Below are 18,745 nucleotides of genomic sequence, written 5' to 3'. Positions count from 1 at the left end.
CTCGAACAGAGCAGCCATCGCCACAAGATCCATCCCGCGCGCCGGCGCGACCGTTCCGCAGGACGCTATCGGCGCATTCAGACCCGTACACCAAAAGATGAGGAAGCCATGAAACCAATCTATATCCTGTCCGGCGTACGCACCGCGATCGGCGATTTTGGGGGAAGCCTTCGCGATGTTCCGCCGGCCAAGCTCGGCGCCGCCGTCATCGCCGAGTCTATCGCGCGCGCCGGGATCGGCCCTGATCAGGTCGGCCATGTGGTCATGGGCAACGTCATTCCCAGCGAACCGAAGGATGCCTATCTCGCCCGTGTCGCCGCGGTCAACGCCGGGATCCCGATCGAAGCGCCTGCGCTGACGCTCAACCGGCTGTGTGGGTCGGGCCTGCAGGCGATCATATCTGCCGCGCAGATGATCGCGCTCGATGAATGCGATTTCGCTGTGGCCGGCGGCGCGGAATCGATGACCCGCTCGCCCCATTCGGTGGCTGCGGCACGCTTCGGTCAGAAGATGGGCGAGATCAAGATGGTCGACACGCTGCTCGCGGTGCTGAGCGATCCCTTCGAAGGCATGCACATGGGTATCACGGCCGAGAATGTGGCGGCCGATCATGACATCTCGCGGCAGGATCAGGATGAGCTTGCCGTGCTGAGCCATAGCCGGGCGGCACGGGCGCAGCAGGAGGGGCGCTTCGCCTCCCAGATTCTGCCGATCGAGGTCAAGGATCGCAAAGGCATCCGGATGTTTGATACAGATGAACATGTCCGGGCCGACGTCTCGCTCGCAGGCCTGTCGGGTCTGAAGGCCGTGTTCAAGAAGGATGGCACCGTGACGGCGGGCAATGCCTCAGGGATCAACGACGGCGCGGCCGCGATCGTCCTTGCGTCGCAGGCGGCCGTCGATCGCGATGACCTCAAGCCGCTCGCGCGGATCATTGGCTGGGGCCATGCCGGTGTGCAACCCGACCGGATGGGGATCGGACCCGTCAAGGCGGTTCCCATAGCGCTCGAACGGGCGGGCCTCGCGCTCGAGCAGATGGACGTCATCGAGTCCAACGAGGCCTTCGCTGCGCAGGCCTGCGCGGTTGCCAAGGTGCTGGGTTTCGATCCTGAGAAGGTCAATCCGAACGGCTCAGGCGTATCGCTGGGCCATCCGGTCGGTGCGACCGGTGCGATCCTGACGGTCAAGGCGATCTACGAGCTTGAGCGGATCGGCGGGCGCTATGGCCTGATCACCATGTGCATCGGCGGCGGCCAGGGCATCGCCATGGTCGTAGAGCGTGTGGGAGCCGGTGAATGAAGAAGCTGTTTCCCGACGCAGCCTCGGCGCTCGATGGCATCTTGCAGGACGGTCTGCTCATTGCTTCGGGCGGCTTTGGCCTCTGCGGCATTCCAGAAAGGCTGCTCGACGCGGTGCGCGACAGCGGTGTTTCTGGCCTGACTTTCGCCTCCAACAATGCCGGCATCGACAATGAGGGGATCGGAAAGCTGCTGCGCACGCGGCAGGTCGCCAAGATGATCTCCTCCTATGTCGGCGAGAACAAAGAGTTCGAGCGGCAATATCTGGCGGGCGAACTGGAGGTGGAGTTCTGTCCCCAGGGCACGCTGGCGGAGCGTATGCGCGCGGGTGGTGCGGGCATCCCCGGCTTCTACACCAAGACCGGCGTCGGGACGCAGGTGGCGCAGGGCAAGGAAGTGAAGAGCTTCGGCGGCGAGGACTATATCCTCGAACGCGGCATCTTCGCCGACCTCAGCCTGATCAAGGCCTGGAAAGCCGACGAGAGCGGCAATGTCATCTTTCGCAAGACCGCACGCAACTTCAACGTGCCCGCTGCGACCTGCGGCAAGATATGCGTGGTCGAAGTGGAAGAGATCGTGCCGGTGGGATCGCTTGATCCCGATGCGATCCACCTCCCTGGCGTCTATGTCCAGCGCATGATCGTGGGGGCACCCTACGAGAAGAAGATCGAATTCCGCACCGTTCGTCAGAGGGAAGACGCATAATGGCCTGGAGCAGAGATGAAATGGCCGCGCGCGCGGCAAAGGAGCTTGAGGACGGCTTCTATGTCAATCTGGGCATCGGCATCCCGACGCTTGTGGCGAACCATATTCCCGTCGGCGTGCAAGTCACGCTCCAGAGCGAGAATGGCATGCTCGGCATCGGTCCCTTTCCGCTCGACGGAGAGGAGGATGCGGACCTCATCAATGCGGGCAAGCAGACGATCAGCGAACTGCCACAAACCGCCTATTTTTCGTCTTCGGACAGCTTTGCGATGATCCGTGGCGGGCATATCGACCTGACCGTGCTGGGCGCGATGGAGATCGCCGAAAATGGCGACATCGCCAACTGGATGATCCCCGGCAAGATGATCAAGGGCATGGGCGGCGCGATGGATCTGGTCGCGGGGGTCAAGAAGATCATCGTGGTCATGGAGCATACGTCCAAGGACGGCAGCCCCAAGTTCATTCCGGAATGCACGCTGCCGCTGACCGGGAAGAATGTGGTCGACATGATCATCACCGACCTCGCCGTCTTCCAGCGGGCCGACCATGACAGCCCCTTCAGGCTGATTGAACTCGCGCCCGGCGTGACGCGCCAGGATGTCGAGGCAAAGACGTCCGCCTCCTTCGAGGTGGCGTTGTGACCGGCCTGTCGCCAAAGGATGCACGCGCGATCAATGTACGGCCGGTGGACTATGTGGCGGACGGGCTAGCGATGCGCGGACATCTCGCCATACCCGCTGACGCAGGGCCTCACCCAGCTCTTCTCGTCTTTCCCGAGGGCTATGGCCTGAGCGACCAGGCGATCCTGCGCGCAGAGCGGATTGCATCCGAGATGGGCTATGTCGCGCTGGCGTGCGACCTTCATGGCGAAGCGCGCGAACTGAGCGGGCTCGAGGAGGTTCTAGAGAAGCTTGAACCCTTGCAGAAAAGCAGTGCTTGCGTGCGCGAGCGTGTGGTGCCTGCCTATGATGCGCTGCTAGCGCAACCGGAAGTGGATCCCGCGAAAGTCGGCGCGATCGGCTTCTGCTTCGGCGGTACGATGGCCCTGGAGCTGGCGCTTACCGGCCGCGACATCGGAGCAGTGGTGGGCTTTCACAGCGGTCTGGCGCTGACCGCGCCACAGGATGCGCCGAACATCAAGGCAGCGATCCTGTTGCTGCTGGGTGCGGACGATCCCTCCATCGATGCAGAACAGCGGCTGCTTTTCGAGCAGACGATGCGGGAGGCGGAGGTTCGTTGGGAGATGCATGTCTATGGCGGGGTCCGTCACAGCTTCACAAATCCCAGGGCGCATGAGCGCGGCCTTCCCGACTGGCTTCGCTACGATCCCGTTGCCGATCGTCGCTCGTGGAATGCCATGCGGGCGTTTCTGGATGACCTCTGGGCAGCGCCTGACGGCGGGACGAGCGCGACGATCGTCATGCCGTGATATAAGCTGGCGTACCATGTCCAGCGGACCGGCACGCCTGCACTAGAACTAAGACTTGCGCGGGAAATCCGAGGCGGCAGCTTCCCCGCCCGGCCAGCGCACCGGGGTCGTCGAGGCAAACGCCGCGCCGACCTCATCCCACGGTGCGATATGAACGGTGCGCATATCGCGCGAGGCAAAACGCCAGACCTCTCCGTCCCGGACATAGCTATCGACATAGCGGACAGCGCCGACGACGCTCGTGCCACCCAGGACCAATTCCAGGTGCGCGCCGACAAGGCCGGTAGCCCGATCGTCGGACTCGAACCGGCACTGGACATAATGGGGGGTGTGTACCGTCAGTCCCATATAGGAACGGGCCGTCTTTATGAATTCGACGATGGCATCGCGACCGGTCGCATTGAGAACGCCCGAAGAACTGAATGTGGCGTCGGGAATGAAGCTGGCCGCCACGCCGTCGGAATCGTCATCGTCAGACGCCAGGAAATAGGAGACGACGAGATCCGAGATCGCATTGCGATCCTCCAGTCGGCGAATGCGTTGCTCCAGGTCCATTTCTCTCTCCTTCTATCGCGGCGCCATTCTGATCGCGCCGTCGAGCCTGATGACTTCACCATTGAGCATGGGGTTGCCGATGATGGCTTCCACCAGTTGAGCATATTCTTCCGGGCGGCCCAAGCGGCTGGGATGCGGAACCTGCTGGCCAAGCGAATCCTGCGCCGGCTGGGGCAATCCCATTAGCATCGGCGTCAGGAAGATGCCCGGCGCGACCGTCATGACCCTGATCTTGTGCTGCGCCAGATCGCGGGCGACCGGTAGCGTCATGCCCACGACGCCGCCCTTGGACGCGGCGTAGGCCGCCTGACCCATCTGCCCGTCATAGGCAGCAACACTTGCGGTGTTGACGATGACGCCACGTTCTTCGCCGACAGGCTCGGCAACGGCCAGAAGGGCGGCGAACTGGGCGATGACGTTGAAGCTGCCGATGAGATTGATCTCGACGGCGCGGCGAAAGCTGTCGAGTGGATGCGGCACATTTTCCCGACCGACCGTCTTGATCGCCGGCGCGACGCCTGCGCAGTTCACTAGGATGCGCGCCGTGCCGTGCGCCTGTGCTGCGGCTTCCAACCCATCCTTCACGCTCTGCGCGTCGGCGACATCGACCCGGAAGAACGCGCCGCCCAATTCCTGGGCCTTCCTGGGCCCCTGCTCCTCATTGAGATCGAAGATCGCGACGCGTGCGCCGTGCGCGGCAAGCATCGAGGCTGTCGCGCCACCCAGTCCCGATGCGCCTCCCGTGACGATTGCTGCGACATCACGCATGTCCATAGGTGTCTCCTTGAAAGTTCAATGCGCAGGCTGCTGTCGCCCGGCAGGTTCATATTCTATTGCGCGCGGGCTCCCAGATCCGCGCCTACGCGGGTGGCTGCTTCGATCAGATGCGCGATATAGATATCGATGCCGCCTTCTGGAGGCTTGGGGAAACCATAGAGTGTCAGCGCCTTGGCGACGGCGCCGTCGGCGCCAAAAACCGGCACCGAGACGACCCGCGCCTGTTCCTTGATCGCATCGGTCCATTCGGCAGGATCAAAGGCCAGGTCGGAAATCAGCTCCTCCAGCGCTTCGATCGCGATCTCGTCGTCACCCGCGGCGGCCAGTTGCGCGGAGAAGATGCGTTGTGCCTCGCTGATAAGGCCGACCGAGAAGCCGCGTTCACGCACTCTGGCAAGAACGGTGGCCGCAGTTTCGCGAACCGGAACGTCGTGGCGGCCAAGCCAGGGGCCGACTTCCTGATCGGAGAGCCAGGCTGCGAACACCGACCCGGTCGGCAGGCGGAACGGCAATCGTTGCCCGACGAGCGTTGCGATGCCTGGAATATTTCCCTGTCCGGCACTCGCTGCCACGATCAGTTCCTCGCCGGCCCGGACGGTAACAATGCAGCGTCCCCCGGTTTCGGCAGCAAGACGCTCCAGTTCGGCGCGCGCCCGATCGACCTGCCGAAGCTGGGCGAGGGACAGGCCCGGCGCTTCGCTCGCGACGAGCGCGCCGGGGGCAAACTGGCCATAGCCGCCCTGAAAAAAGAGAAGAGGCAGTCCGCCGCCAGCGATGTCGAGCGCGACAATTTCGCCTGTGACCATCTCATGGTCCCCAGCATCGGTGATGGCGTAGCGTCGGCATTCTATCCACGCGACCACATCTTCAAGGACAGGACAGCCTCGTTCCGAAATCCGGTGGGCGACGCCGTCAAATTTGTTAGGGTCCTTGGACGCAAGTTGGCGACAGATAGGCTCCTGCTCTGCACCCAGGATATTCACGCAGAAATGCTCGCAGTCGCGTAACTTGGCCCAACTGCTCGATCCTCGATCGGGAAAGAAGGCGACCAACGCCGGGTTCAACGAGACCGACGTGAAGGAACCCACGACCATCGATACGGGAACGCCATCGCTGGCCGTCGCGGTGATCACGCAGACACCGGTCGGATACTGCCCGAGAACCTGGCGATACCATTTGGGGTCGATGGGAAGGACTTGCTGAGAAGATAACACAGGGCGCCTCGTTCAGTATGGCGTTCAGTCGGAGCCGGTCACGGGGTCGACGACGAAGCCGACTTTCAATGTGACCTGAAAATGCTGAATCTGACCGTCCTCGATATGTCCACGGGTCTGAACCAACTCGAACCATCGCAGGCCATGCAGTGTCTCGCTGGCGCGCGCGATGGCGGTCTTGATCGCGTCGTCCACACTCGACGTGGAGGAGCCGACGATCTCAATAACCCGATAGACATGATCACTCATTACCTGGCTCCTCCTTGGTTAGGTCAGCGTCCGGTCCACACCGGCTTGCGGCGTTCGCCCGCGGCCTGTTCGCCTTCACGCTTGTCCGCGCTGGCGGCATATTGCTCGATTTCCTCGAACTTCGTCATGAGGGCGACCTCGAGCGGGTAGCCGAGCCGGTCGAGGGCGGCGACCTTCGCGGCCTGGTTGGCCAGCGGCGATGCACCATTGATCTTGTCGGCCCATTTCTGCGCCGTGGCAGCGAGATCGGCATAGGGAACGACCTCGTTGACCAGACCATAGCGCTCCGCGGCTTCCGCCTTGATGCGATCGCCGGTCAGGATCATGGCCATTGCGATATGGTGGGGAAGCTGGCGCACGGCGCGATGCACGACGCCGCATTCGCCGATGATGCCAACTTTCGTTTCGGGCAGGCCGAACTGGGCTGTGTCGGCCGCAACGATGATGTCGGCGCACATGGCGAGTTCGAAACCGCCACCAACGCAGAAGCCCTGGACCGCAACGATAAGGGGCTTTTTCAGTTTTACGAGCGGGCCGCCGATGCCGGTCAGGCCACCAGCCAGCGCCATGCGCGTCTTGCGCTCGGCGCCTCCGGAGACGTCCGCACCGATGCAGAAGCTTTTCTCGCCTTCAGCCGAAAGAATGACGGTCCAGATATCCGGGTCGTCGTTGATGTCGGTCCATGCAGCGAGCAGCAGATCATCCATCTCCTGCGTGATCGCATTGAGACCTTGCGGACGGTTGAGCTTCACATGCGCGGTATGGCCGTCTTTAGTGAATTCGATGTCAGACATTCATGACTCCTTTGGCGCGACCAGCGGGCTCGTCGGCGCGACTTTATATTCCTGGATGACCGCCTTGAGGCCCTTGTCCTTCATGCGGGCACGGATCTCGAGGACGGCGGGTGCGAGGTGCAGCAGCGCGTCGATCTCGGCGATGCCGGAGAGCGACTGACGGAAGCCCTGGGCTTCGGCCGCACGGTTGATCGACAGCTTCTTGAGCCTGAGCACTTCAGGCGGCGTGAGGGCAATGCGCTCGGCCAGCGAGCGGACGCAGGCGATGAGGTCTTCGGCCGGAACGCAGTGATTGGCCCAGCCCCATTCGACGGCCGTGGGACCATCGATCCAGTTGCCCGGCACGAATGCAAATTCCTTCGCCCGCTTATGCCCGACGAGGGAAACCCAGGCGGGAGCAATGAAGCCGCCGCCTATGGGGATGGTCGGTTCGCCGATCTTCACATTATCGGCAACCACCGTGATGTCGGTGAACACGCACATCTGTGCGGCGGCGGCCATGCAATAGCCATGGACCGCCGCGATGACGGGCTTTGGGTGGTCCCACATCTGCAACCAGCGCGCGACGTTGGCTTCAAGGCGGGCGCGGTCGGCCATCGGATCGGCCGGCCCCTTGTCGCCCCCGCCATAGCCTCCCAGATCGATGCCGGAACAAAAGCCCCTGCCCTCGCCCCGTATGGCGATGACCGGACCGCCTTCATGCTTGAGCATTTCGAGCGCATGGCCGAACTCGTCGAGCAATTGCGGCGACAAGGCGTTGGCGGCCTCGGGACGATTGAGGACGATCCAGCTCAACGCCTCCTCATGCTCTATCCTGATGGCTTCATAGGGAGGCATGGAGCAATTACTCCAGTCGGCCGATGGGGTTGAAAGCCTTGACGTGATAGTCGGTGGTCATGGTCGTGCGCAGCTCGCGGCGCTTGAACTTCCACTGCCCATCGACCTTGACGACGCGATCGAAATACTGGCCGTACAGGATGCCGTCGGGACGCTCCTTGGTGTAGCGATGGACCGCCAGCACGATCGAGCGGACGTCCGCTTCGGTCTCGCTGATGAAGTCGACGACAGTATTGGAATTATGGTGGCTGGTGCCCTTGAAGAAGGTACCGATACCGTCGAGGGTTTTCTTATAGGCTTCGATGCCGACCGCGCCGAAATTGGGAGCGTAGCTGACCTCGCAGTCATCCACGAAGAGCGTCGCCATGTTCACGGGATCGTTCATGTCGAGATAGTAGGAATATTCGAACATCATCCGTTCGATCGCCTGCTGCTCCAAAAGCCGCGATATCTGCTGGTCAGTCATCTTTCGTCATTCTCCTTTGAAAGCGGTAGTCCCTCCCGCTCGCCCCCTCGGCCGAGCGGGAGAGCAAGCGTCAGCGGAACTTGACGCTCAAGGTTGCGCCATAGGTAGCCGGGCGGGCCGGCCAGCGCGTCACGGTGTCGAAGAAGAAGGCGACGTTGTCCCAATAGTAGCTGTTGGTCACGTTCTTGCCCCAGACTTGGAACGACCAGCGGTCATCCTGGGACTTGATGCCTGCCCGCAGATCGAGCGTGCCATAGTCCTTGATCTCGAACAGGTTCGAGGCGCCGATGAACGCATTGGTCTGGCTACGATAGTTGAGATCCGCGCCACCGAAACCGTTGAGGTTGTCGCTGACCGGGAAGTCCACGCTGAAGCCCGTCGAGATCTGATATTTCGGCGTATAGGGCAGTGCCGCACCGTCGAAATTCTGTCCGACCGCCAGCGTTTCGGGGTTGAGGCCGGTGTAACGCTTCACCTTCGCGTCGAGATAGGTGAAGTTGGCGTAGGCGCTGAACCAGCCTGCGGGATTAGCCGTCAGTTCCAGTTCGAGACCCTTCACGTTGGACTTGGGCACGTTCACGAGAACGTCGAGCGGACCGAAATTGGGATCGAGCAGCTTCGAACGGATCTGGCGGTTGCGATAGTCGTAGTAGAAGATCGCGCCATTGGCCTGGAGCGTCCGGTCGATCAGCGAAAGCTTGAAGCCCGCTTCGTAGGATTGCAGCGATTCCTGACGCACCGGCTGGCTCTGCTGGGTCGTCGAGGCCGCGACCGACGGGAAGCTGCCCGCCTTATAGCCCTTTGCGACGTTGGCGTAGAGCAGGATACCGGGACGCGGCTTGTAATCGATGCCCGCACGCCATGAGACGTTATCCTCGTTCAGCTTGCCGACGAACTGGCCGGGCAGGAAAGTGGGATCAGCGCCCAGCAATCCGGTATTGTCGATGGTCAGACAGCCCAGCGTCTGTTCGGGCGTGACAGTGATCGGTGACAGTCCGTTTTGCGAACGGAGCAGGTTGGCGAAGAAAGTGTAGAGCGGCGCGAACGGCAGGTTCGAACCTTCGGCGGCGATGCCGAAGAAGCAACTGTTCGCGTCGCGCTTGGACTTCGTATAGCGGATACCGCCTTTGAAGGTCAGGTCACCGACATCATATTCCGCGTTGGCGAAGGCGGCGTAATTTTTCATATTCTGGTTGGCGCGGAAACCAGACCGGAAAATCCCGCCGAATGCCGCGGTGCCGGTATTGATCGTGGAGTCGCGATAGTCGAGTTCCGATCTGTCCTTTGCACGATCGTCGGAATAGTTCAGACCCAGAATGTAGCGGAACGGGTTGTTGCCGCCATTTGCGATCCGCAGTTCCTGCGAGAAACTCTTGATGCCGCCGCCGAAGAAGCGGAAATCCGCGTTGTTGAGCGTAGTGCCGTCGCCGTCGAACGCCATCTTCTGCTTGTAATCGACGTAGGACGTCAGCGAAGTCACAGAGATATCATCGGTCAGATCATAGTCGATCCGTCCGATCGCCTGCCACATGCTGTTGTCGAGATAAGGATCGATGTTCGTCGAGAAATCAGCCGAGCGGGCATTCTCGGGAGCCAGCGGATATCCTGTGACTGGGTTGCCAGGGCCTGCGTTGCGGATGCCGATCAGCTGCAGCGCTGGCGGCTTGCCCTTCTCGAGCCATCCGTTGACGTTGAGGTTGACCCGGAGCCGATCGGTCGGTTCCCAGGCAAGGATGATGCGGCCGGCATAATTCTCGCTGCCACCGGTCTTTGCGTCGGTGGTATAGCTTTTCTGCCAGTCGTCGGAATGCGTAGCCTTGCCCGAAATGCGAACACCCAGCGTGTCGGAGATCGGTCCGCTGACATAGGCTTCGCCGTCAATGGTGTTGAAACGGCCATAGCTTACCGTTCCGCCGGCCTCGAAAGTCTTGGTCGGCTTGGCAGCGATAAAGTTGATCGCGCCACCAGTGGCATTGTTGCCAAAGAGCGTGCCCTGCGGCCCCTTAAGTACTTCAATACGGTCCAGGTCGAACCCGACCAGCTTGGTCATGACCGGGAACGGAAGCGGCGCTTCGTCCAGATAGACGCTGACGTCAGGATAGGAGCCAAGCGTCGTGTCGTTGAAGCCTACGCCGCGCAGGGTGTAGACTGGCGTGTTGGACGCACTGTTGGAAAATACGAGTCCGGGAACGGCCGAGGCGATATCCGTAAGGCTCGCAATCTGGCGATTTTGAAGGGCTTCGCCGCCGATAGCTGTGACCGCAAGACCCACGTCGTTCAGACGTTGTTCGCGCTTTTGCGCCGTAACGACGATGTCGGCCGCACCGCCGCGCGTGGCGGGTTCGTTAGCCTGATCGGCCACCTGCGCGCTGGCAATGCCGGCTGGCAGTGTCGTGATAGCAATGGCTGTAGACGCCAGAAGGCTCATATGGCGCAGCTGCTTGGTAATTGCTCGGGTCAAGCTATCCTCCCTCTCCTATAGGCCGTGTTAAGGCCAGTTCACGTGGGGGACTTAGTACGCCCCTCCATCGTCAACGCTGGAGTTGACACAAGCATATTGAGCCGTCAACACCAGAGTTGAAAAACCGGAGAAAAAATCATGGCGTTGTCGTCGGGAGTTGGGATTGAGGAGTTCAGCGCGCTGGTAACGGCTGCGGACGTAGGTGATGGTGAGGCCCTGCCCCCTATCGATCGGGCGCTTGTCAAACTGGGCCTTGCCTGTGCCCTCCCGTCCCTGAACAAAGCTGCCAGCGGACTTGGCATCAGCGAGGCCCTGACACTTGGGGCCACCCCACAGCAGATACAGGAGATCGTCTCTTTGATGGCGGGTCTGGGCGTGCATTCGCTGATGCTGACGTCCAGTCTAATCACGACAGGGGCCGGCCTGACCGAAAGCGACGGCACCATTGCCTTCAACGCAGACGAGCAGAAGATCTGGGACGCCCGCGTCGGAAACGATCCTTTCTGGGATCGGATGGAAAACGAATTGCCGGGATTTCTGCGCTCGATGCTCAAACTGTCGCCAGCGCAGTTCGAGGCGTTCTTCGACTTCTGCGCGGTGCCGTGGAAAACACGGACGGTGTCGGCCCGCACCAAAGAACTGCTTGCCATGGCTAGCGATGCGATGCCTTCGCACCGGTTCATGCCGGGCTTTAGACTGCACCTGGACAATGCCATCAAATTGGGGGCAGGACGGCGCGCACTCGAGGACTGCCTGCAACTTGCCGCTCAGACACCGGCACATGTGGGCGTGGATTGAATCAAAAGCGGCATCCCGACCACATGATCGGAATGCCGCTTTCGCCCCTTAAAGTTCAGGCGTTCACGCCGCGCCAAGCTAGCGTGCCACCATCGATCACATAGGCAGCGCCGGTGATGAAACTGGAATCGTCCGAGGCCAGGAAGCAGGCGAGCTTCGCAATCTCCTCGGGTCGCCCAAGGCGCGGGATGAGATGGGAGCCGGTCATCACGGTCAGAATAAGATCCTTGTCCGGCGCCGCCTCGTAATATTTCTGGACCATCGGCGTATCGATAGCGCCAGGACAGTAGCAGTTGCACCTGATGCCATATTTGGCGAGATCGACAGCGGCCGCCTTGGTCAGCATCAGGACGCCACCCTTCGTTGCGCAATAGGCACCGGCCTGGGGGTAGGATACGAATGCGCCGGTCGATGCCACATTGACGATGGCAGGACCGCGCTTCGACGCCTTGAGATAGGGCGCCGCATACTTGATCGCCAGCCATACGGCGCGCAGATTGATCTCATAGACCTTGTCCCACACGTCATCAGGCAGGTCCTCGATCGAGGTCTGCGCGGTAAGGTCGGTCTCATGCACGGCAGCGTTGTTGTGCAGGACGTCAATGCCGTCGAACAATTCCGCCGCTTTCGCCATCATCGCCTTGATCTGCTCGGGGTCACGCAGGTCGCATTGATGCACGACGCCGACGAACCCTTCCCCGATTATCTGAGCGACGGTTTCCTCGACTGCCTGGAGGTTGATGTCGACGGCGAAGACCTTGCCGCCCTGACGGGCCATTTCGATGGCGCAGGCTCGACCCATGCCGCTTCCAGCGCCCGTGACGATGATACTCTTGCCGGTGACGCTGTTGCCCATTTCCCGTTCCTCAGCTTGCCGGCGAGAGTTCGGGGTCGATGACCGCCTTGATCACTTTGCCGTGATGGACTGCGTCTAGGGCCTTGCCGGCATCTTCGATCGCGTAGCGATGCGTCACCAGCGATGCGAGGGGCACCTTATCCTGCAACTGCGCGGCCAGATGCATCGCGCCGTGATAATGTTTGGGCTTCGGGAAGGTCGCCCCGGCGATCGTGATATTCTTGGTCGTCATGTCGCGCGGGGAGATGGGCTGCGTTCCGATCGCTCCCCACAGGCCCAGAATGACGTAGCGCCCATGAATGCCGGTGAGATCGACACCTTCAGGGAAAGCAGGCAGGAAACCCGAAGCCTCTACGACCAGCGACGGGCCGGAAGGACCGGCGATGTCATATATTTGCCGACGCCGTTCTTCAGGCGAATCCGACAGCGAGACTGTTGCTGTCGCGCCTAGGCTGCGCGCCACCTCCAGCTTGCTGTCGACACCGTCGATGACGATGACATCCCTGGCGCCAGCCTGTTTGGCGACAAGGACGGCCGACAGGCCAACCGGTCCGGCGCCCTGCACCACGACTGTTTCGCCGAGGCGAACCGGTCCGCAGCGGTCAAAGCCGCGCAGCACGGTTGGCAGAGCGCAACCCAACGCCGCGACGGCAAGCGGATCTGCGCCGTCCGGAAGCTTGAAAAAGGCAAGGCCATTGGGCAGCCAGGCGAAGTCGGCATAGCTGCCCCAATTGGGCTTGTTGGCGTCTTCGAAAAACCGCGAATTCTCGCAAGGAGTTTCGTCGAGGACGTTGCAGCTGTGGCAGCGATGACAGGCGGAAATCGGCGACCAGTAGACCAAGTCGCCCGGCTTGACTGGCACGCCAGCATAATCGGTATCAAAGCCACCGAGCTTCTCGATCCGTCCGATACCTTCATGGCCCAGGATGATGGGGAACGGCATAATGCCGGCCTGTCCCGTGGTGATGTGGACGTCGCTGCCGCACACGCCGCCCAGCACGATGCGCACCAGCGCCCCGCCATGCTCGGGTTCGACCACCGGCACGTCCCACGTTTCCAGTTTGTTGGGTTCCACCAGGACGGTGGCGCGGCCGGTTGCCATTTTCTCTCTCCTTACGATCTGCCTCGTTGGGCCTGTCGGAATCTTTGTGACACAAAACGCAGGCGTGCCCCTGCCCGCTACACTCCCGCCCTTACCTCGTGCAGTCAGCAAGGACGGGAACAGGTAGCGCGCCTCCAAGGATGCGCTGTTTGCGGTTTTAGTCGATACCGGGCATCCGCACCTTCGGTGCGACTTCCGACGCGAACCGACGTAACGACTCTTCCCAAGGCTTGGGATCGTCGATGCTGTCATGCTGGTTATAGACCAACTGGCCCCAACCGCCGACCTTGTCGGCAAGGGCTTCGAGCTTCTCGATCGCAGTTTCGGGCGAGCCACACAACACCACATGCTCGGCGAGGAAATCCTCGTCGATATCGTCGGGCGTCAAATCCTTGCCGGAGTCCTGGATGATGCCGTTGAACAGGCCGAACTTGACGTAGATTTCCTTGAGATAATGCTTCCACGTTTGGGCAAGGCCACTGGCAAGGAAGCGCCGTTTGGCCTCCGCATCGGTGTCCGCGATGAATATATCGCGGCAGACACGATAGCGTTTGCGATCGGGTGTACGCCCCTTCGATTCCATCGCCGTCGCCCAGGTATCCCAGTGCGCCTTCATCTGCGGGGTACCGCCGAAGAAGGAGATAGGCGAGTAATCGCGCTCGCCGGCGAAACGCATCGACGACGAATTTTGCGATAGTCCCGTGACTGCGATTTCCATCTTGTCTCGACCGCCATAGGGACTGTTGTCGGCGATGATGACATTATATTCCGGCATCGTATCCGCGCCTGGGAAGCCAGCCTTGAAATATTTACCCTTTTCCAGGAAAGGCTTTCCCTCCCAGACACGCTCGATCAAATGAAGAGCCTCGAGTTGCATTGGCGGCAGTTCGCTGATGCTTTCGAAGCCGTGAAGAATGGCGTCCGTATGGTGGCCGCCCGGTGCTACGCCAAGGAAGTAGCGACCTTCCATAACCTGGCTCAGCCAGCCGATGCGGATCGCGAGCGTGGCAGGATCGTGATAGGGCAGCAGATGCGCCATCGGCGCGAAGCGAATCTGCTTAGTCGTTTGCGCGCATGCCGCAATGATGGCCTCGGGCATGGGAATATTTTCCCAGCCAAGGGTGTAATGTTCGCCGATCATGAAATCGGCATAGCCTGCCTCATCTGCGATCCGCGCTATGTCGAGCGCCCAGTCGAAAACTTGCCGTGCCGTCCGGCTCGGCGGGTTGTAGGGGGTCATGAAGATGCCGCACTGCATTGCCATTTCTCTCTCCTAATCTTTGAATTACCTTTGAACCGGCTTAGACGAACGTGCCTTCGGCATCCTTGATCGAGAAGCGCGGCGCGACCTTGCTGATGAATTTTTCCAGTTCTTCCTGATTAGCCTCAGGCTCCAGATGGCCCTGCCCGAACATGAGGAAAAGCTCGTCGAAGCCGAGCCGATCATGGGCGCGGCCAATCTTGTCGGCGATCTCATCAGCCGAACCGATCAGGACGTTAGGCGGGCGCTGGCCAAGGGGAATGAACCACTCGTCCCAAAACCACATATGCTCTTCCATGAGCTTGGCCGCGCGGTCCTTGTCGTCCGTCAGCATGAGGAAGCCGCCCCAGGCCGATGCATCCGTTTTCGTGACCTCGCGGCCATTCTTGGCGGCCGTAGCAATGTAGCGATTGTTTAACTGCTCGCAAAAGTCGATATTGTCGGAAAGAACGATCAGCTTTCCGCCCTCTTCGGCCCAGAAGTCGATCGTCCGCCCGGAAGCCGCAAAGCCGCCATAGATGGGGGGATGAGGGCGCTGGAATGGCAGCGGCGCGATGCCGATCTGCTGCACCCGGCCATTCTCGTCCTGTCCCTTGCCATATTTGGCGTAAGCGGGATGACCGGTGGAGCCTCCTTCTGGCGGGAACTGCCAGTTGTCACCCTTGTGGCTGAACACGTCGTTGGTCCAGGCCTTCTTGACGACGCGTACGCCTTCTTCGAACAGCGAGCGGTTGCGCGCATCCTGCTCGTCGCGCGCTTTCACATTGTCGGGAGTGGTGGCGCTGACGCCTTCCTTGATACCGTAGGCATCGACCCAGCGGGCATGATAGCCCCGGGTGAAACCGCAATAGAGCCGGCCCTGCAGCATGTGATCGAGCGTTGCGATTTCCTCGGCGACGCGGACCGGATTGTGCGTGGTCATGGTGTAGCCCATGATGCCGGCCTTCATCCGCTTGCTATGCTGCCCGACGAACAGGCTGAACATGCCAGGATGATTATTGGCCTCGAAACCCTCGATCTGAAGGTGGTGCTCGGGCTGGCAATAGCCGTAGAAACCAAGCTCGTCGGCAAGCTGCACATAGCCCTTAACTTCTTCGAGGAAACGCTGATACAGTTCCGGCCGCTGACCGGCCATGCCCTGCTCGATTTCATGACGGCGACCGACAACACCGGTCTGCATAAGATGAAACTTCATACCTCTCCATCCCCAAAGGAGCTTTCATGCTCCCCCGCTCTTAGGGTTGATCCTGTGTCGACCCCTTAATCCAATCCCCTTTCGGAAGACTTGTCAACTCTCGTGTTGACGACCGCTAATTTTTTTTCGCATAAGTGCATTCGGCTCGATGATGCTGTGCGAAGCTGCACGGCCTGGAGCGGAGAGGAACATGATGGATCGTCCGATCACGACCGAAGTTTCAACCTTGGGGGACTTGCTTTTCCGGGCAGCGGCAGTCGCTCCGGAGCGTGATGCTCTCGTGCTGCCGAGCCAGCGCGCCACCTATTCGGCTATGCGCGATGGGGCTGTTCGAGTCGCACGATCGCTGACGGCTCTGGGCGTCCGCCGTGGCGAACATGTCGGCCTGCTCATTCCCAATTGCGTGGAATTCGCCGAAGCCATTCTTGGCGTTGCGCTGCTCGGCTGCGTTGCCGTACCGCTGAACGCGCGCCACAAGGCGACGGAATTGGGATATATCATCCGCAATGCCGATCTCGTGGCGATCCTGACGAGCCGACATCCCGACGATCCGGTGGATTTCCCGGCAGTGCTGGCAAGTGGGCTTGAAGGCGAACCTGCGCCGCATCTGGAGCACATTGTCCTTGTGCGCGGCAGTGGCGGGCAAGGCGTCATGGACGTCGCAGCGTTTCAGGCGCTGGCCGATCATATCGAGCCGTCGGTCATCGAAACCAGGCGACAGCAGGTTCGGGTGCGCGATGCCGCGCTCATCATCTATACCTCGGGTACGACGGCCAACCCGAAGGGCTGCGTCCTCAGTCACGAGGCGGTCACACGTGGCCCCGTAGAGCGGGCTCGATATCGGCTGAAAGCGCCAGAGCATGATGTCGTGTGGGGTGCCGGACCCCTTTTCCATATCGGAACCTTCGCGCCGTTTGTCGGTACGCTCGGAGTCGCCGGTACGTTTCTGACCGACGGCTATTTCGATGCCGGCCGGGCGCTTCAGCTCATGTATGACGAAAAGGTCACCCTGACATGGCCTTGGTTCCCAGCGATCATGCAGGGCCTCCTTGGGCACCCGAGCTTCGATCCGGCGAAACTCGCCAGCATGCGGCATCTGTGCATCATCGCCCCCCCTGCGCAGGTCGATTTGGTCCAGACGCTGCTTCCAAATTGCGAGGTGCTACAGGGCTGCGGCATGACCGAAACGGCCGGCGTCTTCGCCTTGAGCGATCCCGACGAAGATCGGGTGTCGCGATCAACCACCAATGGAAAGGCAAGTCCTGGCATCGAGATTCGGATTGTGGATCCGGAAACAGGCAGCGACCTTCCCGATGGCACGCTCGGCGAAATCTGGGTGCGCGGCTATAATGTGATGGAGGGTTATTGGGCAGCGCCTGAGAAGACAGCGGAAGCTCTCACACCGGACGGCTGGCTCAAGACCGGCGATCTATATACCCGGCTTCCAGGCGGAAGCCTCGTCTTTGGCGGTCGCTACAAGGACATGCTCAAGGTCGGTGGAGAAAATGTCGCCGCAGTCGAGATCGAAGCCTTTCTATCGACCCATCCAGCGGTCAAAACTGCCGAGGTGGTCGGCCGTTTTGATATCCGCCTCGATGAAGTTCCGGTTGCGTTCGTCGAAATCCATCCGGGACATGAAGTCGACGAAGAGGGTCTCATCGCGCACTGCCGGGGCCGGATCGCAAGCTACAAGGTCCCGCGCGCAATCATATTTCTTGCTGCGTCCGAATGGCCGATGTCCGCCACTAAGATCGACAAGCGGGCGCTGAGGGATAGGCTCAAAGAGCCGGCTTCGTGAGCGAGCCCAAGGCTATCGTTGCCGCGTTTCTGGATAGCTTTTCATCAGGCGATGTAGAGTCGATCCTCGAATATCTTACCGAGGACGCGACCTGGTGGGTCTTGGGAAACTTGGACGGCATGTCCGGAACGATCGACAAGACCACGCTGGGCAGCTTGCTGCGGAACGTCAAAGCGCTCTATCTCGACGGGGCGTTGACGATCACGCCGTCGAGCATGATCGGCGAGGGTCGACAAGTGTCGGCGGAAGCGACTTCCCATGCAAGGCTGTGCGACGGGCGCGTCTACGCCAATGCCTATCATTTCAGGTTCGATCTCGAAGGTGACCGGATATGTAGCGTGCGGGAATATTCCGACACGCAGCATATGCTGGAGATATTCGGACGGCAGTCCAGGGTCTGCGTGCTGGGCGACCTCAGCCGGTGACAGCGCTCAGGACCGGCGGGGATGGAAGCGCCTTCGCACGACCCGCGTCCGTGAGCGCTCCGCCCGTATAGATCGACCAGAATGATTCTGCGACCTGTCGTCCGGTCAGGCTGCCGCCGGGTACGAACCAGCGATGCGTCCAGTTAAGCATCCCGAACAGCGCGTTCTCGTGGAGACGCGGCGGGATGTCCGATCGCAGATCGCCATCCTCAATACCCTCCTTGATGAAGTCGATCAGCATTCGGTCGAACAGACGCGTGCGCTTCATGATCAACTGTGCCCATTCGGTTTCCTGCACGCCCACCTGCTGCATCTGCTCCTGGATATAGACGAAGGTCGCCGGATAATTTTCCTCATAGCTCGTCATGAGGATCACGAAGATCTGATGCAGGCGCTGCATGCCGGTAAGCGCGTCATTCGCACGCAATTCCTCCGCGGCGGCGATCGCCGTGTCGAGAACACCCCCGACGATATCCTGCAGCAGTTCCTCCTTACTACCAGCATAATAATAGATGGTAGCCCGAT

General features: G+C 60.9%; 20 protein-coding genes. 7 read left to right on the top strand and 13 right to left on the bottom strand.

Annotation, left to right across the window (positions count from 1 at the left end):
* Positions 1-108: 108 nt before the first annotated feature.
* From bktB to DI606_RS12890, 4 genes are read left to right on the top strand one after another with little or no spacing between them, the layout of a single operon-like run.
* A complete protein-coding gene (gene bktB, locus DI606_RS12905) occupies positions 109-1,299 on the top strand; it encodes a beta-ketothiolase BktB (RefSeq protein WP_009821790.1) in 1,191 nt (396 codons plus the stop codon).
* A complete protein-coding gene (locus DI606_RS12900; RefSeq protein ID WP_009821791.1) occupies positions 1,296-2,003 on the top strand; it encodes a CoA transferase subunit A in 708 nt (235 codons plus the stop codon). The genes bktB and DI606_RS12900 overlap by 4 nt, the downstream gene beginning before the upstream one ends.
* Complete coding sequence (locus tag DI606_RS12895) at positions 2,003-2,644, top strand: CoA transferase subunit B (protein WP_009821792.1); 642 nt, start codon at positions 2,003-2,005, stop codon at positions 2,642-2,644. The genes DI606_RS12900 and DI606_RS12895 overlap by 1 nt, the downstream gene beginning before the upstream one ends.
* Positions 2,641-3,432, top strand: coding sequence for a dienelactone hydrolase family protein (locus DI606_RS12890; RefSeq protein ID WP_293983636.1), 792 nt, complete (start codon positions 2,641-2,643; stop codon positions 3,430-3,432). The genes DI606_RS12895 and DI606_RS12890 overlap by 4 nt, the downstream gene beginning before the upstream one ends.
* Positions 3,433-3,480: 48 nt before the next feature.
* Here the strand turns inward: DI606_RS12890 and DI606_RS12885 are convergent, their stop codons facing one another.
* From DI606_RS12885 to DI606_RS12850, 8 genes are all read right to left on the bottom strand, one after another.
* Positions 3,481-3,987 (bottom strand): nuclear transport factor 2 family protein, encoded by a 507-nt coding sequence (locus DI606_RS12885; RefSeq protein ID WP_066602667.1) that lies wholly within the window; start codon positions 3,985-3,987, stop codon positions 3,481-3,483.
* 12 nt (positions 3,988-3,999) lie between these two features.
* Positions 4,000-4,761: an SDR family NAD(P)-dependent oxidoreductase gene (locus DI606_RS12880; RefSeq protein ID WP_293983631.1), complete on the bottom strand. Its 762-nt coding sequence runs from the start codon at positions 4,759-4,761 to the stop codon at positions 4,000-4,002.
* Between the two features lie 56 nt (positions 4,762-4,817).
* Positions 4,818-5,978: a flavin reductase gene (locus DI606_RS20350; RefSeq protein ID WP_367119476.1), complete on the bottom strand. Its 1,161-nt coding sequence runs from the start codon at positions 5,976-5,978 to the stop codon at positions 4,818-4,820.
* A 24-nt stretch (positions 5,979-6,002) separates the two neighbouring features.
* Entirely contained in the window at positions 6,003-6,227 is a 225-nt protein-coding gene (locus DI606_RS12870; protein ID WP_037542269.1) for a dodecin, read from the bottom strand.
* 23 nt (positions 6,228-6,250) lie between these two features.
* Positions 6,251-7,021, bottom strand: coding sequence for an enoyl-CoA hydratase-related protein (locus DI606_RS12865; RefSeq protein WP_009821808.1), 771 nt, complete (start codon positions 7,019-7,021; stop codon positions 6,251-6,253).
* Positions 7,022-7,858, bottom strand: coding sequence for an enoyl-CoA hydratase-related protein (locus DI606_RS12860; RefSeq protein WP_009821807.1), 837 nt, complete (start codon positions 7,856-7,858; stop codon positions 7,022-7,024).
* Positions 7,859-7,865: 7 nt separating this feature from the next.
* Positions 7,866-8,324, bottom strand: coding sequence for a nuclear transport factor 2 family protein (locus DI606_RS12855; protein WP_261934282.1), 459 nt, complete (start codon positions 8,322-8,324; stop codon positions 7,866-7,868).
* Between the two features lie 70 nt (positions 8,325-8,394).
* On the bottom strand, positions 8,395-10,785 hold the full coding sequence (locus tag DI606_RS12850; RefSeq protein ID WP_293983624.1) for a TonB-dependent receptor: 2,391 nt from the start codon (positions 10,783-10,785) through the stop codon (positions 8,395-8,397).
* Between the two features lie 138 nt (positions 10,786-10,923).
* On the opposite strand from DI606_RS12850, the gene DI606_RS12845 reads away from it, so the two are divergent.
* The gene (locus DI606_RS12845) at positions 10,924-11,583 is read left to right on the top strand and encodes a carboxymuconolactone decarboxylase family protein (protein WP_037542267.1); all 660 of its coding nucleotides are present in this window, start codon (positions 10,924-10,926) and stop codon (positions 11,581-11,583) included.
* 55 nt (positions 11,584-11,638) lie between these two features.
* On the opposite strand, the gene DI606_RS12840 is transcribed toward DI606_RS12845, so the two are convergent.
* From DI606_RS12840 to DI606_RS12825, 4 genes are all read right to left on the bottom strand, one after another.
* Positions 11,639-12,439 (bottom strand): SDR family oxidoreductase, encoded by an 801-nt coding sequence (locus DI606_RS12840; protein ID WP_009821801.1) that lies wholly within the window; start codon positions 12,437-12,439, stop codon positions 11,639-11,641.
* 10 nt (positions 12,440-12,449) lie between these two features.
* Positions 12,450-13,541, bottom strand: a complete 1,092-nt coding sequence (locus DI606_RS12835; protein ID WP_293983617.1) for a zinc-binding dehydrogenase — start codon at positions 13,539-13,541, stop codon at positions 12,450-12,452.
* 157 nt (positions 13,542-13,698) lie between these two features.
* Positions 13,699-14,805, bottom strand: coding sequence for an LLM class flavin-dependent oxidoreductase (locus DI606_RS12830; RefSeq protein ID WP_009821799.1), 1,107 nt, complete (start codon positions 14,803-14,805; stop codon positions 13,699-13,701).
* A 37-nt stretch (positions 14,806-14,842) separates the two neighbouring features.
* On the bottom strand, positions 14,843-15,997 hold the full coding sequence (locus DI606_RS12825; RefSeq protein ID WP_293983614.1) for an LLM class flavin-dependent oxidoreductase: 1,155 nt from the start codon (positions 15,995-15,997) through the stop codon (positions 14,843-14,845).
* Between the two features lie 190 nt (positions 15,998-16,187).
* Between DI606_RS12825 and DI606_RS12820 the strand changes: the two genes are divergently transcribed.
* Together DI606_RS12820 and DI606_RS12815 are read left to right on the top strand one after the other, a co-directional pair.
* The gene (locus DI606_RS12820; protein ID WP_293983611.1) at positions 16,188-17,795 is read left to right on the top strand and encodes a class I adenylate-forming enzyme family protein; all 1,608 of its coding nucleotides are present in this window, start codon (positions 16,188-16,190) and stop codon (positions 17,793-17,795) included.
* Positions 17,792-18,220 (top strand): nuclear transport factor 2 family protein, encoded by a 429-nt coding sequence (locus tag DI606_RS12815; protein ID WP_293983608.1) that lies wholly within the window; start codon positions 17,792-17,794, stop codon positions 18,218-18,220. Before DI606_RS12820 ends, DI606_RS12815 begins: the two co-directional genes overlap by 4 nt.
* On the opposite strand, the gene DI606_RS12810 is transcribed toward DI606_RS12815, so the two are convergent.
* Positions 18,210-18,745, bottom strand: a 536-nt coding sequence (locus DI606_RS12810) for a TetR/AcrR family transcriptional regulator (protein WP_293983606.1), incomplete at its 5' end; no start/stop codon positions are given. The genes DI606_RS12815 and DI606_RS12810 overlap by 11 nt on opposite strands.

This window comes from Sphingobium sp., assembly GCF_003248505.1.
GTDB lineage: Bacteria > Pseudomonadota > Alphaproteobacteria > Sphingomonadales > Sphingomonadaceae > Sphingobium.
This window is presented reverse-complemented; position numbering and strand designations above follow the sequence as displayed.

Coding starts and splice junctions, on each gene's coding strand:
- bktB (WP_009821790.1), top strand. CDS start 109: ATGAAACCAATCTATATCCTGTCCGGCGTACGCACCGCGATCGGCGAT.
- DI606_RS12900 (WP_009821791.1), top strand. CDS start 1,296: ATGAAGAAGCTGTTTCCCGACGCAGCCTCGGCGCTCGATGGCATCTTG.
- DI606_RS12895 (WP_009821792.1), top strand. CDS start 2,003: ATGGCCTGGAGCAGAGATGAAATGGCCGCGCGCGCGGCAAAGGAGCTT.
- DI606_RS12885 (WP_066602667.1), bottom strand. CDS start 3,987: ATGGACCTGGAGCAACGCATTCGCCGACTGGAGGATCGCAATGCGATC.
- DI606_RS12880 (WP_293983631.1), bottom strand. CDS start 4,761: ATGGACATGCGTGATGTCGCAGCAATCGTCACGGGAGGCGCATCGGGA.
- DI606_RS12870 (WP_037542269.1), bottom strand. CDS start 6,227: ATGAGTGATCATGTCTATCGGGTTATTGAGATCGTCGGCTCCTCCACG.
- DI606_RS12865 (WP_009821808.1), bottom strand. CDS start 7,021: ATGTCTGACATCGAATTCACTAAAGACGGCCATACCGCGCATGTGAAG.
- DI606_RS12860 (WP_009821807.1), bottom strand. CDS start 7,858: ATGCCTCCCTATGAAGCCATCAGGATAGAGCATGAGGAGGCGTTGAGC.
- DI606_RS12855 (WP_261934282.1), bottom strand. CDS start 8,324: ATGACTGACCAGCAGATATCGCGGCTTTTGGAGCAGCAGGCGATCGAA.
- DI606_RS12845 (WP_037542267.1), top strand. CDS start 10,924: ATGGCGTTGTCGTCGGGAGTTGGGATTGAGGAGTTCAGCGCGCTGGTA.
- DI606_RS12840 (WP_009821801.1), bottom strand. CDS start 12,439: ATGGGCAACAGCGTCACCGGCAAGAGTATCATCGTCACGGGCGCTGGA.
- DI606_RS12835 (WP_293983617.1), bottom strand. CDS start 13,541: ATGGCAACCGGCCGCGCCACCGTCCTGGTGGAACCCAACAAACTGGAA.
- DI606_RS12830 (WP_009821799.1), bottom strand. CDS start 14,805: ATGGCAATGCAGTGCGGCATCTTCATGACCCCCTACAACCCGCCGAGC.
- DI606_RS12825 (WP_293983614.1), bottom strand. CDS start 15,997: ATGAAGTTTCATCTTATGCAGACCGGTGTTGTCGGTCGCCGTCATGAA.
- DI606_RS12820 (WP_293983611.1), top strand. CDS start 16,188: ATGATGGATCGTCCGATCACGACCGAAGTTTCAACCTTGGGGGACTTG.